General features: G+C 50.4%; 16 protein-coding genes. 9 read left to right on the top strand and 7 right to left on the bottom strand.

What is annotated here, in order from left to right; all coding sequences use genetic code 11:
* Positions 1–10: 10 nt before the first annotated feature.
* Together B2Q61_RS15430 and B2Q61_RS15425 are read right to left on the bottom strand one after the other, a co-directional pair.
* Positions 11–1546, bottom strand: coding sequence for a diguanylate cyclase domain-containing protein (locus tag B2Q61_RS15430; RefSeq protein ID WP_290617370.1), 1536 nt, complete (start codon positions 1544–1546; stop codon positions 11–13).
* 77 nt (positions 1547–1623) lie between these two features.
* Positions 1624–2208, bottom strand: coding sequence for a thymidine kinase (locus B2Q61_RS15425; protein ID WP_414631478.1), 585 nt, complete (start codon positions 2206–2208; stop codon positions 1624–1626).
* A gap of 171 nt (positions 2209–2379) precedes the next feature.
* On the opposite strand from B2Q61_RS15425, the gene B2Q61_RS15420 reads away from it, so the two are divergent.
* The 3 genes from B2Q61_RS15420 to B2Q61_RS15410 all read left to right on the top strand — a co-directional run bounded on the left by B2Q61_RS15420 (position 2380) and on the right by B2Q61_RS15410 (position 6893).
* Positions 2380–2796: an MAPEG family protein gene (locus tag B2Q61_RS15420; protein ID WP_290617367.1), complete on the top strand. Its 417-nt coding sequence runs from the start codon at positions 2380–2382 to the stop codon at positions 2794–2796.
* 139 nt (positions 2797–2935) lie between these two features.
* The gene (locus tag B2Q61_RS15415) at positions 2936–5629 is read left to right on the top strand and encodes a S8 family serine peptidase (protein WP_290617365.1); all 2694 of its coding nucleotides are present in this window, start codon (positions 2936–2938) and stop codon (positions 5627–5629) included.
* Between the two features lie 7 nt (positions 5630–5636).
* Positions 5637–6893: a serine hydrolase domain-containing protein gene (locus B2Q61_RS15410; RefSeq protein WP_290617363.1), complete on the top strand. Its 1257-nt coding sequence runs from the start codon at positions 5637–5639 to the stop codon at positions 6891–6893.
* Positions 6894–6898: 5 nt separating this feature from the next.
* Here B2Q61_RS15410 and rlmA read toward each other — a convergent pair whose 3' ends face one another.
* Positions 6899–7699: a 23S rRNA (guanine(745)-N(1))-methyltransferase gene (rlmA, locus tag B2Q61_RS15405; RefSeq protein ID WP_290617361.1), complete on the bottom strand. Its 801-nt coding sequence runs from the start codon at positions 7697–7699 to the stop codon at positions 6899–6901.
* 120 nt (positions 7700–7819) lie between these two features.
* On the opposite strand from rlmA, the gene B2Q61_RS15400 reads away from it, so the two are divergent.
* The 5 genes from B2Q61_RS15400 (at position 7820) to B2Q61_RS15380 (ending at position 10862) form a co-directional block, all read left to right on the top strand.
* The gene (locus B2Q61_RS15400) at positions 7820–8143 is read left to right on the top strand and encodes a DUF440 family protein (protein ID WP_290617359.1); all 324 of its coding nucleotides are present in this window, start codon (positions 7820–7822) and stop codon (positions 8141–8143) included.
* A 113-nt stretch (positions 8144–8256) separates the two neighbouring features.
* Positions 8257–8889: an energy transducer TonB gene (locus tag B2Q61_RS15395; RefSeq protein ID WP_290617357.1), complete on the top strand. Its 633-nt coding sequence runs from the start codon at positions 8257–8259 to the stop codon at positions 8887–8889.
* Positions 8890–8937: 48 nt separating this feature from the next.
* Positions 8938–9528, top strand: coding sequence for a sigma-70 family RNA polymerase sigma factor (locus B2Q61_RS15390; protein ID WP_290617355.1), 591 nt, complete (start codon positions 8938–8940; stop codon positions 9526–9528).
* Positions 9521–10216: a hypothetical protein gene (locus tag B2Q61_RS15385; RefSeq protein WP_290617353.1), complete on the top strand. Its 696-nt coding sequence runs from the start codon at positions 9521–9523 to the stop codon at positions 10214–10216. Before B2Q61_RS15390 ends, B2Q61_RS15385 begins: the two co-directional genes overlap by 8 nt.
* A gap of 100 nt (positions 10217–10316) precedes the next feature.
* Complete coding sequence (locus tag B2Q61_RS15380) at positions 10317–10862, top strand: hydrolase (RefSeq protein ID WP_290617351.1); 546 nt, start codon at positions 10317–10319, stop codon at positions 10860–10862.
* Positions 10863–10866: 4 nt separating this feature from the next.
* Here B2Q61_RS15380 and B2Q61_RS15375 read toward each other — a convergent pair whose 3' ends face one another.
* Both B2Q61_RS15375 and B2Q61_RS15370 read right to left on the bottom strand, forming a co-directional pair.
* Positions 10867–11673, bottom strand: coding sequence for a S1/P1 nuclease (locus B2Q61_RS15375; protein ID WP_290617349.1), 807 nt, complete (start codon positions 11671–11673; stop codon positions 10867–10869).
* A gap of 3 nt (positions 11674–11676) precedes the next feature.
* The gene (locus tag B2Q61_RS15370) at positions 11677–12573 is read right to left on the bottom strand and encodes a 23S rRNA (adenine(2030)-N(6))-methyltransferase RlmJ (protein WP_290617347.1); all 897 of its coding nucleotides are present in this window, start codon (positions 12571–12573) and stop codon (positions 11677–11679) included.
* Between the two features lie 130 nt (positions 12574–12703).
* On the opposite strand from B2Q61_RS15370, the gene B2Q61_RS15365 reads away from it, so the two are divergent.
* Positions 12704–13645, top strand: coding sequence for a tRNA/rRNA methyltransferase (locus B2Q61_RS15365; RefSeq protein ID WP_290617345.1), 942 nt, complete (start codon positions 12704–12706; stop codon positions 13643–13645).
* A 12-nt stretch (positions 13646–13657) separates the two neighbouring features.
* On the opposite strand, the gene B2Q61_RS15360 is transcribed toward B2Q61_RS15365, so the two are convergent.
* Both B2Q61_RS15360 and B2Q61_RS15355 read right to left on the bottom strand, forming a co-directional pair.
* Complete coding sequence (locus B2Q61_RS15360) at positions 13658–14416, bottom strand: LytR/AlgR family response regulator transcription factor (protein ID WP_290617343.1); 759 nt, start codon at positions 14414–14416, stop codon at positions 13658–13660.
* Entirely contained in the window at positions 14409–15527 is a 1119-nt protein-coding gene (locus tag B2Q61_RS15355; protein WP_290617341.1) for a sensor histidine kinase, read from the bottom strand. The genes B2Q61_RS15360 and B2Q61_RS15355 overlap by 8 nt, the downstream gene beginning before the upstream one ends.
* Positions 15528–15530: the final 3 nt, after the last annotated feature.

Here is a 15530-nt window from a genome sequence, read left to right as displayed (position 1 = left end):
CCTGCCGAGGTTAACCGGCGCTGATAATGGTATTGCGACCAGCCGCTTTGGCCTGATACAGCGCCTGGTCTGCTTTACTTAACATGTGTTCAGAGCTGGTATTTTTATCGGCGATAATGCTGTAGCAGCCGATACTTACAGTCAGGTAGTCGGCGACATCTGATTGGCAATGTTGTATTTGCAGTGCTTCAATATGCTGTTGCACCCGCTCAGCAACTTCCAGGCATGCCTTGATGTCGCTGTCAGGCAGGATAAGGGCGAACTCTTCACCGCCATATCGCGCCGCCACTTCGCCCTGGCGCCGCGCTTCTTTTTTAAGCGCCGTTGCCACTTGTTGCAGCGCAGCATCACCTGCCTGGTGGCCATAATGGTCGTTGTAAGGCTTAAATAAATCGATATCAAGTAAAATTAAACCCAGCGGCAGCTTGCTACGCGCACTACGCTGGAGTTCTTCCGTGAGTTTCTCATCAAAATTACGCCGATTAGCCAGGCCGGTTAAGCCATCCTGATTAGCCTGTTTTTGCAACTCCTGGTTTGCAGTTAATAATTCTTGTTGAATTTGTTGCAACGATACCCGGTAATTAACATTTTGAATGCTATTGGCAATCATCTCGCCAACTAATTTTATCCGGCGCAGATCGTTGCTGGTCCAGTTGCGTTGCCGGGCCACCATGTCACAACCGACAAAGCCGATAAGTTTTTGGCCGGCCAGCATGGCAATACACAATACTGAGCGAATATCTTCGTGCTCGAATTCCTGGCGTTCACTGGCGGCTTCTGCGGGTAACTTGCTGACATCTGATACTGCGAAAATATGGTCCCGATGAATTTTTTCGAAGAAATAAGGCAGCGCGTGCTCGGGTATATGCTGCAGATTATCTTTATGAGCGCTGACGCCATCGCGCACCCATTCGTGGGTATTACTCATTTCACTTATGTTGTCGCTGAATTGAAAAATATAACTGCGGTCAGCGTGACAAAACCCACCCAGTGCCGCCAGCGCATCTTCGATATGTTGATCAAGCGCGTCACTGCTGACATTGATCAGTTCGGTTGAAATCAGTGACATTAGCTTATCAAATGCCAGGGCCTCTTCCAGCTCTGCAATGTCGGCTGACGGTGTGGCAAAGGGGGTTGGATGGGCATGCGCTGCGCCGGCATTTGCCGGGCTTTGCAAAGGGTGCAAGGTGACAATAATGGTATTGCCAAGGCTAAACTGAAGCTTTATAAGGTCGCTTTGCAGCATGTACAGGGTGGGGGCGCCATTTATTTCGAGCAAAACCTGCTGGCGCAGCGTGGTGCCTCCTAACGCCATTAGCAATGGATTGCTTAACAGACTGACTTTATTTTGGTGTTGATCCAGTATTCTGATATCAGACAGTTGAGGCAGACTCAGCGGTTTATCGGGCAATGTTTCGCCAAGCAAACTGCGCGCGGCCATATTGGCAAAAATCTCTGCTTTAGCACTCTCTTTGTAGAACAGCGCTATCGGCAGTCGGTCAAGGATGGCCCAGTAATGGGGGTATGCGTCTGAGGTTGCAGCCATAAATTACTAAATCAGTTTTTGTACTACTATAACGGATTAAGCGCTGATGGCAAATTGAAGCTCCGACCGCCAGCGGGCTATGCTTGCTGCCAGACTAACTGTTTAAAATGCTGACGGCACATTGATACGTAACTTTCGTTGCCGCCAATCTGTACCTGACTGCCTGCTGTGGCAGCATTGCCGTTGGCATCGAGTCGCACCACAAAGTTGGCCTTACGGCCGCAGTGGCAAATGGTTTTAAGCTCAATTAGCTTGTCGGCCCAGGCCAGCAGTGCTTCGCTGCCGGCAAAGGTTTCACCGAGAAAGTCGGTACGCAGGCCAAATGCCAGCACCGGGATCCGTAATTCATCGACAATATCGGTAAGCTCCCGCACCTGAGCTTTACTGAGAAACTGGGCTTCGTCTATCAGGATGCAGTCTAAGCGGCCGGCCATTTTTAATTGCTTTACATGGCCAACAAAATTAAATTCCGGGTCAAAGATATATGCATCCATTGCCAGGCCAATACGCGAACTGACTTTGCCAAGGCCAAAGCGATTATCCAGCGCCGCAGTGTAAATCGCCACTGTCATGCCTCTTTCCTGATAGTTATACGCGCTTTGCAATAACGAGGTCGATTTACCGGCATTCATCGCCGAATAGTAGAAATAGAGTTGGGCCATTGCCTGGCTCCTGAAGTTGTCCTGAAATTGGCGGCTAAGAATACCCAAAGCAGCCTGGGCTGTAAACGCCGGCTGGCAGTATTGATAACGCGGGGCATTGGCTTTGCCGTCGGTTGCAGGCATACTTTGCCAGCAAAATATTGATATTTAACAACCTGACAGGAAAAGCTGATGGAAAAGTTGATGTTACTGCCCGTATTTGCCCAGGTGCTGCTCACCAGTGTGGTCATGATTTTTATGGGCCGGCGGCGGATCAAAGCGGCAAAGAGCAAAGAAATAAACATGAGTGCGTTCAGGACCATGGATTTAACCGGTGCCAATGAGCAGGTGATTGCTACCAGCCGTAATTTTGACAATCAGTTTCAGATGCCGATGTTATATTTGTTCAGTGCACTGTTCTGCCTGCAATTTGGCCTGGCGGATTTAACTTTTTTAGTGATGAGCAGCGTATTTGTTGCATTGCGGTACTGGCATACCATTATTCATATTGGCAGTAATAATGTACGACTGCGCTTTCGGGTGTTTTTGTTGGGCTGCCTGGTGCTGTGGCTGATTTGGATCCGGTTACTGGTGCTGGCGTTAGTTTAAACAGGCAACGCTGGGTGACTAATCCAGCCTTTGCCTCAGGTTGTTTACTTACCCCTGCGACACCGTTTAATGCATCGGATAGATGTGTTCGGGCGTATAGCTTATTATTAAGGTAATAAACAGATAGCGGGGTAGGCTTATGCCAACGTTTTTGATTAAAGCCGGCTTGTTGCTGATGGCTGCAATTGTAATGATGCCATTAGCAGCGCAACCGAGCAGACTTATTATTGCTACCGATACTGAATATGCGGCAATGAGTCAGCAGCAAGCCAATATCGTTCGTGCTCAGTTTATCAGCCACTATGCCAGCAAGGTAGAACCCATTGGCAATGCTATTGGCCAGCGCGGCCCGTCGGGCTTAGTTCGGGTAGAGCTGGCCAGTGGTATCCCACTGCGACAAGCCATTGGTTACTACCGGCAATTACCCGGAGTTCGCTATGTTGAGCCCGATTATCCTGTTAAAAAACAACAAATTCCAAATGATCCGCAATTTAACCTGCAGTGGCACCTAAGCCAGGCGCAAGGCATTAATGCCCCCGCTTTCTGGCAGCAGACTACCGGGGATCAACAGCTGGTGGTAGCAGTAGTTGATACCGGTGTGGCCTATCAACACCCCGATTTACAAGCCAATTTATGGCGTAACCCGACAGAAACGGTGAACGGCTTAGATGATGACGGTAATGGCTATGTTGATGATATTTATGGCATTGATACCGCAAATAATAATAGCGATCCGGCGGATCAGGATGGCCACGGCAGCCAGATAAGCGGCATTATCGCTGCAACGACCAATAACGCCGTAGGGGTTGCCGGGGTGAACTGGCAACTGCAGGTATTACATTGCAAGTTTTTAGATGAAACGGGCAGCGGCTTTGTCAGCGATGCGATAGCCTGCCTGGATTATCTGCTGGAATTAAAACAGCGACATAATATTAATATCGTTGCCAGCAATAACTCCTGGGGTAGCGCTGGACAGTCGCAGGCATTGTATGAGGCCATAGCCCGACATCAGCAAGCCGGTATGTTGTTTATTGCCAGTGCGGGTAACAACGGCAGCCAAAGCCCGTTGTATCCGGCGGCATACGATTTAGCAAACATTATTAGCGTTGCCGCCCACGATCAGGCACAAAATAAGGCAAGCTTCAGTAATTATGGCCGCGACTGGGTAGATGTAACGGCGCCAGGGGCGGCAATTGTTACTACGGATTTAAACGATGGCTACACCAGTGTTTCGGGTACCTCGATGGCGGCGCCAATGGTCGCCGGGCTTGTTGCACTGCTCAAAGCGGCAGAGCCTGCGCTGGATTGGCAGGCCTTGCGTGCCAGGTTGCTGTTAACCGGTAAAGTCAGCACCGACCCATTAATCCGCGACTATACCAGTAGTGGCAAATTGCTGTTAGCCAGCAGTGCTGGCAGTACGCTGCCATCGAATACCGGGGTACTGGAGTGTCAGACACCGCCAGCCAGACGGATCTCGCCAGCTTCTGACACACTATATTTACGGGCGGGTGGCTTGTTGGATATCAGTGTGCTGAGTATTGATTGTGATGGCAGCAGTATTTTACCCCGGGTAATTGCTGCCAATAGCGGCGAGAGCATTCTACTCAGAGAACGCGACAACGCCGGGGATGGTATTTTTGCCGGCCAGTGGTTTTTTGACGGTAATGCCACCGAGCTGGTATTTGCCGACTCTGTGGTAAGGGTGTTGCCCCGCAATGACGATTATTGCACTGAGCTGAATAACCCGGTGGTGCCGCTAAGCCAGTGTAACGCGCTGGTACAGCTGTATTATGATACGTTAGGCCAGAGCTGGCTGAATAACCAGGGCTGGCTTGAACCTGCAGTTTCGCTTTGTAACTGGGCTGGTGTAAGCTGCAGCAGTGGCCAGATCACGGCACTGGATCTTAGCAATAATAACCTGACTGGCGAGCTCCCCTCAGCCCTGGCCGGCTTAACGGCAATAACTGAGCTTGATTTAAGTTTTAACAGCCTGACAGGCGATTTTCCGGCGGTATTGCTGCAACTGCAAACCTTACAACAGTTAAGCCTGTGGCAAAATGGTTTTTCAGGCGCTATTCCTGCTGCAATCAGTGAGCTGAGCGCACTTAACCAACTCGATTTATCGTTTAATAACTTCAGTGGTAATTTGCCGTCCAGCCTTGGCCAGGTAGCGGGTTTGCAACGCCTGTTTGTTGAATCTAATCAACTGTCAGGTGCGGTACCGTCGGCGCTGGCAGCGCTGAGTAATTTGCAGATACTCTGGTTGGCGGATAACAATTTTAGTGGTACCTTGCCGCAGAATTTTATTGAGCTGGCGCGCTTAACTGCTTTTAGTTATCAGAATACCAGCGTGTGTCCGCCGCGAAACCTGGCGTTTTCCAGCTGGCTGGCAGGCCTAACCACCCTGGAGCGAAACACCCAGTGTGCGAACAGCAGCCCGCAGGTGTCAACGCCGGCGACTATTGCGGCGTTAGCGGGCAGCAACGTGCAATTAGCTGCCACGGCAACGGACAGTGATAATGATTTTTTACGTTATCGCTGGCTGCAACTTTCCGGGCCAACGGTGACACTAAGCAACGCCACCAGTTTACAAGCCAGTTTTATCGCGTCTATGGTTACTGACAGTACCACTCTGGTGTTTAGTTTTACCGCAGACGATGGCATCAGCCAAAGTAGCAGTAATACAACGGTGCAGATAAACCCGGCGGGGACAGGCGGTGGAGTAACCAACACTGATAATAGTGGTGGCAGCCTGAGTTTTGGTATTTTACTGCTTGCAGTTTGGGCAAGTTGGCGCAGATATGGTCTGGCCAGCCAGTGTAAACACATTTGAGGTTATTTTGGTTCGAGTATTATTAGCTGTTGTATTGCTGAATACATTAATACCACTGGCGGCGCAGCCCGCTAAAGACTCTGCTAACACCCTGGTTGCAGCACCTGTCGCAGATGCGGCTGCAGAGCCGACTGTGCCGGAGCTTCTGGCCACAGAGCTGGCCAGTTTTGATCTGTATTTTAATCAGCAAATGGCTGAGCATGGTATTCCGGGGGCCGCTTATGCGGTGGTATATCAGAATAAAATTATCAGTGCTAAAGGCTATGGTGTCAGAGATATTGATGGTGATGTGGCCGTTGATCCTTTTACGGTGTTCCGGATTGCTTCGGTATCAAAAACCTTTGCAGCCGGGCTGGCCAGTTTGCTGGAAGAGCAGGGTCATTTTCGGTGGGATGAGTCGGTGGTGCAATATATACCGGAGTTTTCGTTTAAAAATGCCGCCTATAACCCGCAATTGAAAATAGAACATTTGCTGTCGCAAAGTAGTGGGGTAATGCCTAATGCTTACGATAATCTGATTGAGGCCAATATTGTGCCGGAGCGGATATTGCCGCAGTTTCAGAAAATTGACCCGCTGTGTAACCCGGGCCAGTGTTATGGTTATCAGAATGTGCTGTTTAGTTTGATTGAACCTATTATCAGTCAGACTACCAGTAGTGATTATGCCAGTTTGTTAAAGAAAAATATTTTTGAACCGTTGCAGTTGCCCACCGCCTCGGTGGGTTTAGAGGCGTATTTACTGAACGAGAACCGCGCCAGCCCGCACATTCGGGCCAGAGGACGCTGGCACTCACGTAATGTTAACCAAAGCTATTATCGCTTTGCGCCCGCTGCCGGGGTCAATGCCAGTGTGATAGACTTAAGCCACTGGCTGATTGCCCAGCTGGGCTATTATCCGCAGGTTATGCCGCAAAACGTATTGGATAAAATTATTGAAAAAAGGGTAAAAACCCCCCGCGATCTACGACGCAGTAAGTGGCGTAATTATTTAACCGATGCCCATTATGCACTGGGCTGGCGGGTGTATCAGTTTGGTTCAGAACAACTTATTTATCATGGTGGCTGGGTGCAGGGGTTTCGGGCCGAACTGGCTTACTCGCGCGAGCGTGAGCTGGGGCTGGTAATTTTGCTAAATGCCGAGTCGAATGTGGTTAACGAGTTAACCCCCGCTTTCTGGGCTGCGATGTTTGGGGCGTTGCAGCAGCACGACCAAACAACGCTGGCAAAATGTAAGGTAAATAAGGCTGCCAAGCCCCAGTGTTGATACGCTTAGCTACTTAGCTGATACACATCAAGCAGAAAATCGATACTGATGGAGCGGGTTGCACTGACAAAAGCCTGCCGGTTTTCACTGTTAAACTTCCAGGCAAGCGGCACCATTTGTAACAAGTTATCCAACTGCGCGGGTTCAGCAATAGGTAACGTGTAACACAGACGCTGGCGCTTTACATGGCTGAATCCCGGCTGCTCTTTTACTGCATCATTGTGCAGTTTTACCTCAGGGTATACCGCTTGTTTCATTTCAATTAAATGATTTGGCCCGGGGTTAACACTAAGCAGTCTGCCCTGTGGTTTAACGACCCTTTGTAACTCGGTGCTATCTGATGGCGCATAAACCCGCAGCACCCAATCGAAGCTGTTATCGGCAAAAGGGAGTTGATAGGCACTGGCTACCGCAAATTGAATGGCAGGGTACTGACGGGCGGCGTATTTAACCGCAGCTTTAGAAATATCAATACCATACATTGCAGTGGCCGGTGTTAGCGCCTGTTGTAAGCGGCCGCTGTAATAGCCTTCGCCACAGCCTGAGTCCAGTATGCTGCTAGGGTCGGCAGCGGCCAGCACTGTATTTATTGCGTCTGACAAAGGTTGGTATGCGCCACTTTGTAAAAAAGCCCGCCGTGCGACAATCATTTGTTTGTTATCGCCAGGATCTTTGGAGTTTTTATGCTGTACCGGCAGCAAATTGACATAGCCTTCTTTTGCCAGATCAAAACTATGCCTGCTGGCACACTGCAACTGAGCGTCGGTTAACTGTAATGGCTGGCGACAAAGTGGACAAATATACATATTGAAATCCGCTATTATAAACGGCTGCAGTGTAACAGCTTGGCAGCTTTCAGAGCAAAGGCTTGCTATACTGCCGTCACACTTACGATAGCGAAAGCAACCTTGTTACGGGACACCCAGATGCAGGATTTAGAAATGTGGTCGTTAGATGAACTTTGCGACCATGCGTTTGATATTTTTGAAGAGTTAGCGCCAGATAATCTGAGTGCTGCAGACTATAACCAGTATCAGCAGCAATATGAGCAACGTGGCTATGTTGATTTGGTGATCCCCGGGCCTGAATGGGTAGAGCTGATACTGCAGGATTTAGAACCAGAGCTGCATTATGAAGCGCAGATAGGCTTAACGGGTATGGATGGCAACCCTGACAAAGTGTTAGCCCGTATTTTATTGAGCCGCGAAAAACATGATGCCATGTGCCATGCCCAATGGCGGAGCGATTAATAACTGAGCCGCGAAGCCAGTAATAATTAGGCGGCGCCGCCAAAAATAATTAAAAAATATTAACCCCGTGGTCAGTCCTCCGTCGTCTAATAGTTAAACACGGAGGACACCCTATGCAAACACTACCTTACTCAACCCCTTTTACTACCTTTAACCGGATGATCAGCAGCATTGTGCTGGCCGCTTTAGTGACTTTTAGCTTGTTTGCCATGATGTACCTGTTAATTAAACCTCCCCTGGCAGAGCGGACATTAGTAAAACCGTTGCCGGTGGTAGAACTATTTAGAAATCCGGAAGACCCGCCCGTGGTGGTTAAAAAAATGCCAGAGCCGCCTCCACCGGTGGTACCGCCCGAGCTGGCACCACAAACGCCGGCAACGGTAACCAAGGTTGCGCTACCGGGACCGTCATTTACTCTTACTCCACCGGCAATTGGCCCCACTGATCTTGCTATAGGTAGCGGCAGAGATAGCACGGCAACACCGGTAGTAAGGGTTGAGCCGCGTTTTCCGGTAACAGCACTGCGCGATGGCATTAGCGGCTGGGTAAAACTAAGTTTCAGCATTGATGAGAGCGGTGCGGTAACCGACGTACAGATATTGCAGGCAGAACCCCGGGGGGTATTTGAACGCGAAGCGGCAAGAGCATTGCGCCGCTGGAAATATCAACCGCAAGTTGTTGACGGTAAAGCGATTCGCCAGACAAATTTGCAGGTAGTACTCGATTTTAGCGTGGATGCTGGCTAAGCTCTGATCAGGCATCAGGGCAGTATTCCCAACAGAAGGAGTTGGCTTATGGCATGGTCGGTAATACTTCCGGGCTGGTTTAACCGCAGCAGTTGTGCCGATGAGCTGATGCAGCAGTTTCAGCAAAGTGGTCAGCTGCAGTGGCTGGATAAGCTGATAATGCAATGCGGTGATGATTTATATCACTTTTTATTACGCCAGGCCGATGCTCAGCTAGCGGCGGATATCTGTCAGCAATGCTGGTTAAAGGTACTGGAAAACCGCCATAGTTACCGGGCAGAAAGCCGCTTTAAAACCTGGTTATTTACCCTGGCCAGAAATGCATTGGTGGATGAGTTGCGCAGGCAGCAGCGTTGGCAGTTAAGCGCTGATAAGGATAGTGAGGTAAGCGTAGAGGCATTACGGATGGGACAGGAGGGCATTGCTGAGCAACTGGCGCTGTTACAGCAAAAAGAGCGTCTGGCTGGCGCGCTGGCGGCGTTGCCCACCCTGCAGCGTGAAGCCATATTGTTGCAGCTGGAGGAATTTAGCCTGGACGATATTGCCCATATTACCCGGGAGCTGCCAGAAACCATTAAAAGTCGGTTACGTTATGCGCGCGAACGCTTAGCGCTGCTTATGGGAGAGGATAATGTCTAAGCCTGAAACAGACCAAGCGTCAACAGATAACGCCATGGCTAATAGCCGGCTGCAAGCTAGCTATGCGGCACTGAAAGCTGAGCAACCGATGCCAGAGACGCTCAAACAGGGCATTTTAAGCCAGGCAAAACACTCGGCTAGCCAGCGAAACTGGCGCTCGTGGTGGTACTTTTCGCAGCTAGCGCTTGGTTGTGCGGCTTTAGTCTTAGTGCTCAGCTGGGTTAATCCTGCTAAGCTGCCGGGTGCTTATCAGAGCTACTATCAGATTGAAACACTCACCAGCGTGGCGGCCAGCAACAGCGCGTCGGCGACCGTGCAATGGCACCATTTAAGCGCATCGGCACCGGCACATGATCAATCGGGTAGTGAGCAGCAGCTGCAAACCCTGCGTTTGCAAACCCTTAAGGCACAGCAGCGGCAACTGCAGCGTGCCGGTGAGCTTAGTGTTGCCATGTCGCGCCAGATTGGCTTACTGACGCAGCATACAGATTCCTGGCAAATTACCATGTGCGATAAAATGCAGCTGAATGTTGCAATTGAACTGGTGCAGGAGCTGAACAGCATGCTGCAGATTGAACCGATGCAGCAACCACAGTGGGTTGAGTTACAGGTTGCGCCCACAGGACATATACTGGCTATTGCTGCCTTACCCGGGGCGAAGGCGGTTAGCCAGTGCCCAGCGGTTTAATGCGCGCTGCCGGGCAATTTGGCGATAAGGTATCGAAGGATAGGGCGTTGCACGTGCAGGCGTCAAATTAAACCCCTCAGGCGAAAGGATCTGAACGCTAATGTTATTACAGGCTACCGACAGTATGGTGCTGTTGATTGATATTCAGCAAAAGCTGGCACCGGCAATTTCAGACACCAAGCAAGTAGAGCAGGCCGCTGCCTGGGTATTGCAGGTGGCGCTACAGCTGGATATTCCGCTATTAGCAACCGAACAGTATCCGCAGGGGCTGGGCCATACGGTGCCAAGCTTACGTGAGTTACTGCCCGATGACGCAGTGCTGGAAAAAATTCACTTTAGCGCGTACCGCGAGCCGGCAATTGTGCAACGGTTGCAGCAACTGAACCGGCGGCAAATAGTGGTTATTGGCACTGAAAGCCATGTTTGCGTGCTGCAATCGGTGCTGGATTTACTGGCAGCGGGTTATCAGGTTTTTGTGGTAACGGAAGCCGTAGGATCGCGCACGGCTGATAATAAACGCCTGGCGCTAAGCCGGATGCAGCAAGCCGGCTGTCAGATTATCAGCAAAGAAATGCTGGCATTTGAGTGGCTTGAGCGCGCTGATCATGACAGTTTCCGGCAACTTAGCAAAGGCTGGATCCGCTGACAGGCTAAGGTGTCAGCAGCGTATCCAGAGTGGCCGCCAGGCGCACGGCGGCTTGTAGCAGGCGTTGCTCGAGCACGGCCTGGTATTGAGTCAGGTAGTTATCATCAATTAGCATGCCTGGACGATAATCCTGATACAAACCAATGGTGATGGTGGCTGATTCATTGGTCCAGTCCATTACATTGCTTTGCTGCCATTGTTGCTGCTGGCTGGCGGTTAAGCTGGCAAACAATTGCTGCTGCTTGGCCGGCTCGTCGTAACCCAGTTTGCTAAGCATATTGCTGTCCCACACGCCATGTAAATTGGATGGCTTACCATAAAAATACACTGCGGTACGGTTACCCCCTAAATCATCGGCAAAACTGACATGCAATGGCTGGTGCAGGTCGCTGATATAGTGGCTAAGAAATAATAATGCCTGCCAGTCATCGGTATTTTGACCAAGCCGTAGCTGCATATCTTCAATTGCTGAAACCACACAACCCACCTCAGGGCAGTGGCTGCGGCTAACGACCGTTTCACCGCGCTGCAAGTTGATATAATGATGCGGTTTGCTCCAGCTGAACTCATCTTGCGAACGAACTTCATCTGGCCAGACGCAGGCCGGGCCGAAGTTTTGATACGGGGTTGCGCTAACTAACTGGTCCAGTTTGGCCCGGGTCGCCGGTTGCACCAGCTGATAGCTCATCTCGCATATCATCATATGGCCGGCACGGCCAAACGCCTGAGTGCTGGTTGAGAAAAGCATTAACACCAGACCGCTTAGGGCGAATACTGCTGAAAAAAGGCTTATTCTGGCTGCAAATGTCATGGTTTATTCTCCTACCAACTGGCTGACCTGCCATAAATTGTCACTACTTTGCTCATGAGTGTTAAACGCTTTATTGCCATGGCTATTGTCAGCAACATTATTGCTCCCAAGCAAAGGCGCCAGCTCGGTTAACGCGTCGCGCATTTGCTGCGCCAGGGTGTAAGGAGGATTAATTACCAGCATACCGCTGCCACTCATGCCGAAACCGGCTTTATCCGGCAACGGACAAAACTCGATCCGCAGCTGGTTTTTAATGCCAGTACCAACAATGGCCTTAATAAAGGCTTCTACCGCTTCACGTTCGATCACCGGATACCAGATAGCATAAGTGGCCTGTGGAAAACGCCGGTAGGCTTCTTCGAGGCCTGCGACCAGATCGGTATATTCGGTTTTCAGCTCGTAAGGCGGATCTATTAATACCAGGCCGCGTTTTGGCAGCGGGGGCAGCATGGCTTTAAAGCCGGCATACGCATCGATATTTTCGATCCGGCTGTATCGGCGCCTGGCAAACTGGCTTTGCAAAATAGGAAAATCACTGGGGTGTAATTCAGTAGCCTGAATGGTGTCTTGCGGGCGCAGCATCAGGGCCGCAATTTTCGGTGAACCAGGGTAAAACGCCAGCTCACCGTCCGGGTTCAGGCTGCTTATCAGCGCTACATACCGGGCCAGCGGCGCTGATACTGGCTGGTATTGCCACAGCCGGCCTATGCCTTGCTGATACTCGGCAGTTTTTTGGGAATGCTCACTACCCATGCTATATAACCCGGCACCGGCATGGGTGTCGTGATAGCACAGTGGTTTATCTTTTTGCAGCAGATAATCCAGAATAGTTACCTGTACCAGATGTTTTAAGACATCGGCGTGGTTGCCGGCATGATAACTGTGGCGGTAACTCAGCATATGGCACTGGCCCTGATATGTTAACAGTTAATTTAATGCCGCCAAGGATACTGCGGTAGCGGAAAAATACAAGTAATAGCACGATAGCGATGCTAAAATTGGCGCCATTTCGCCTGACACAGGATTTTTTATGGCTGAGAAAGCAAAACGCGCTGGCCGCAACCCGCAGCGACACCCCAAACAAGGCAGCAACGATAGCCAGAATAATGCCCTAAGCAAGCCCTGGCTAAAAAAAGCCGCGTTGAATAAGACGAGCAGCGAGCAGAATAGTCGGAAAAACAGCCTAAGCACTGGCATAACCAACAGCAAAGACGCTGGTAAATCCGCCCGGGGCTCGGGCCAGCCAGCAGAAAGTAAAGTGTATGGTGACAACGCCTGCCGGGTGCTGTTCAGCCAGCGACCAGAAGCCATTATCCGCTTGTACATATCACAACAAATGGCACCGAAGTTTGCCGATGTGATGAAATATCTGGCCAATGCAAAGAAAGCCTACCATATTGTTGACGATGCCGAGCTGGAGAAAGTGGCCGCCAGCCAGCATCATGGTGGCATAGTCCTGTTAGTGAAGCGCAAACCTATTGCCAGCATTGCCAGTTATCTTGCTGGGAACAAATCCAGGCAGGATTGTTTACTGGCACTTGATGGTGTCGGTAACCCGCACAATTTAGGCGCTATTGCCCGTACCTGTGCTCATTTTGGCGTTACCGGCATTATTATGCGTGAGCCACAGTTATTACAATCAGGTGCGGCGCTGCGTACCGCTGAGGGCGGCGGTGAGTTTATCAGCCCGCTTAGTTGTGATGATATGCCGCTGGCGTTAAAGCTATGCAAAGACGCAGGATATAGTTTAGTCACTACCTCAAGCCACGGCGGTCAGTCACTATACAACACAGCATTACCGCAAAAAGTGGTTATTGTGTTTGGGGAAGAAATGTTCGGGGTGTCTAAAGCCGTTGCCAATAGCGCCGATATCGCATTGCAAATACCTGGTAGCGGCAAGGTAGAGTCGTTAAATGTCAGCGTGGCAGCCAGTTTAATGGTGGGAGAATGGTATCGGCAGCACGGCGGCTGATATGGTTTTGGTTCAAAAACCGCTAAAATGCTGACGCAGTTGCTGAGCCTGGCGGCGGCTGACGTCTATCTGCTGACCATCTCGCAGCACAGCTAGCATAGCGCCGGCACTGATACCGGTTTCAATATGTTCAATGGCATCCAGCCGGACGATGTCAGCCCGGCTGGTTTTAAAGAAAAAAGCCGGATCGAGCTTTTGCTCAATCCGGGCCAGCGAGCTATAAATAAAGCTTTTGCCGTAAGTGGTGTAAACGGCTGCGTGGTTACCAATGCATGCAAAGCGGTAAATCTCCTGCAAACGAACTATACGGTTAATATCGCCAAATTTAAGCAAAATGCCGTGATTTTCTGGTAAAAACAGCTCATTGTTCCGCTGCTCTGAGTTGGTAGTCGGGTCTGTGCCGGCGGTATTATCCGGTACTGGCAGGCGGCCGATGGTTTTTGCCAGGCGCTCTGGTGCGACTGGTTTTAGCAAGTAGTCTACGGCGTTGAGCGAAAAGGCATCCAGGGCATAGCCGTTATACGCGGTAACAAACACGAAGCGGGTTGTGGCAGGGATTTCGTTGGCTAACTCGATACCGGTAATTTCCGGCATCTGAATATCCAGAAATACCAGGTCGATATGTTGCTCTGCTAATATCGTTAATGCCTCGCGGGCGCTGGCCGCTTCTGCTACCACCTCGCAATTTGGGTGCGCCTGTAACAGCCGTTTCAATTCATTGCGGGCCAGGCGTTCGTCATCAACAATTAAGGTTTTGTAGCCATTAGACATACGGCAACTCCAGCGCCACGATAAACTGATTGTGGTCGTGCCGGGTAACAAAGCTGGCTTGCTCGCCAAACATCAGTTGCAGGCGTTTGCGGCAGTTTGCCAGGCCGGTGCCGGTGCACTGATTATTGGATGCCGCGCCAACAGAATTAGTGATGTTCAGCTGCCAGCGGGCGCCAAATCTTGACGCTTGAATGGTGATTTTGCCGGGGGCAGTATTGGGGCTGATACCGTGTTTTACCGCATTCTCCAGTAAGGTAAGTAAGCAAAGTGTTGGCAGTAATTGCTGTGTTACCTCTGGGGCAATGGTTAGCTCAAGCTGCAAACGTTGCTCTAACCTTACCTGCTCAATTTTCAGGTAGTGCTGACACAGCAACCACTCCTCCTGCAAGGTGGCAGTGGGCCTTAAGTGTGCCTGCAAGTGAACCCGGAACAATTCAGCCAGCTGAGTTACGGTATCCGCTGCTTTGTGCTGATCTTCAAAAATAAGAGCCCTGATACTGTTAAACGCATTAAATAGAAAATGCGGATTAAGCTGGTTGGTCAGTTGTTGCAACCTGGCTTGTTGCATTTCCTGCTGCAGGGCCTTACGACTTTGGCGCATTTGCCAGCCGATATAAAACGAACTCCACAGCATATAAAGGCCAACATGCATCGACCACATCATTACCAGCAGGGTAGTGAGTGAAAAGTGCATTTGCAGGCCCTCGGCGCTGTCTTTATTAATAATGGCTATTTGCTGCATATCGGTAGGGCTAAGGGCCGGCAAAAACGAAATGTAAACGCTGACCAGCGCTAACAACAGCGCCGTTACCACCAGCACACAGAAAAACATTGCGCCGGCGCCAAGACTAAACCCGCGGTAATAATAGATTCTGAGCGGCGGACGAAGTAAAAAATGGCTGCCCAGGACAAAAAACATGGCTTCGAGCAGATAGCGAATAAAGAAAATAACCAGTAAGCCATTTTGCTCTTGCTGGATAAAAGGCAGGCTGTACAAAACATAAAAACTGACAAACAGCACAAAGGTTACGGCCTGGCCAATGCGATAAGCACGATTGGTTTGCCAGCAAAGTTGCCAATGCTGGCGCCAGTAAGATGCGGTATTAGTCATAGC

Source organism: Arsukibacterium sp. UBA5043 (genome assembly GCA_002415085.1).
GTDB lineage: Bacteria > Pseudomonadota > Gammaproteobacteria > Enterobacterales > Alteromonadaceae > Alishewanella.
Note: the sequence above shows the minus strand (reverse complement) of the source record. Positions and strands in the feature narration are given on the sequence as shown.

Excerpts from the sequence above, each read along its gene's own strand:
- B2Q61_RS15430 (WP_290617370.1), bottom strand. The coding sequence starts at position 1,546 with ATGGCTGCAACCTCAGACGCATACCCCCATTACTGGGCCATCCTTGAC.
- B2Q61_RS15425 (WP_414631478.1), bottom strand. The coding sequence starts at position 2,208 with ATGGCCCAACTCTATTTCTACTATTCGGCGATGAATGCCGGTAAATCG.
- B2Q61_RS15420 (WP_290617367.1), top strand. The coding sequence starts at position 2,380 with ATGGAAAAGTTGATGTTACTGCCCGTATTTGCCCAGGTGCTGCTCACC.
- B2Q61_RS15415 (WP_290617365.1), top strand. The coding sequence starts at position 2,936 with ATGCCAACGTTTTTGATTAAAGCCGGCTTGTTGCTGATGGCTGCAATT.
- rlmA (WP_290617361.1), bottom strand. The coding sequence starts at position 7,699 with ATGTATATTTGTCCACTTTGTCGCCAGCCATTACAGTTAACCGACGCT.
- B2Q61_RS15400 (WP_290617359.1), top strand. The coding sequence starts at position 7,820 with ATGCAGGATTTAGAAATGTGGTCGTTAGATGAACTTTGCGACCATGCG.
- B2Q61_RS15395 (WP_290617357.1), top strand. The coding sequence starts at position 8,257 with ATGCAAACACTACCTTACTCAACCCCTTTTACTACCTTTAACCGGATG.
- B2Q61_RS15390 (WP_290617355.1), top strand. The coding sequence starts at position 8,938 with ATGGCATGGTCGGTAATACTTCCGGGCTGGTTTAACCGCAGCAGTTGT.
- B2Q61_RS15385 (WP_290617353.1), top strand. The coding sequence starts at position 9,521 with ATGTCTAAGCCTGAAACAGACCAAGCGTCAACAGATAACGCCATGGCT.
- B2Q61_RS15380 (WP_290617351.1), top strand. The coding sequence starts at position 10,317 with ATGTTATTACAGGCTACCGACAGTATGGTGCTGTTGATTGATATTCAG.
- B2Q61_RS15375 (WP_290617349.1), bottom strand. The coding sequence starts at position 11,673 with ATGACATTTGCAGCCAGAATAAGCCTTTTTTCAGCAGTATTCGCCCTA.
- B2Q61_RS15370 (WP_290617347.1), bottom strand. The coding sequence starts at position 12,573 with ATGCTGAGTTACCGCCACAGTTATCATGCCGGCAACCACGCCGATGTC.
- B2Q61_RS15365 (WP_290617345.1), top strand. The coding sequence starts at position 12,704 with ATGGCTGAGAAAGCAAAACGCGCTGGCCGCAACCCGCAGCGACACCCC.
- B2Q61_RS15360 (WP_290617343.1), bottom strand. The coding sequence starts at position 14,416 with ATGTCTAATGGCTACAAAACCTTAATTGTTGATGACGAACGCCTGGCC.
- B2Q61_RS15355 (WP_290617341.1), bottom strand. The coding sequence starts at position 15,527 with ATGACTAATACCGCATCTTACTGGCGCCAGCATTGGCAACTTTGCTGG.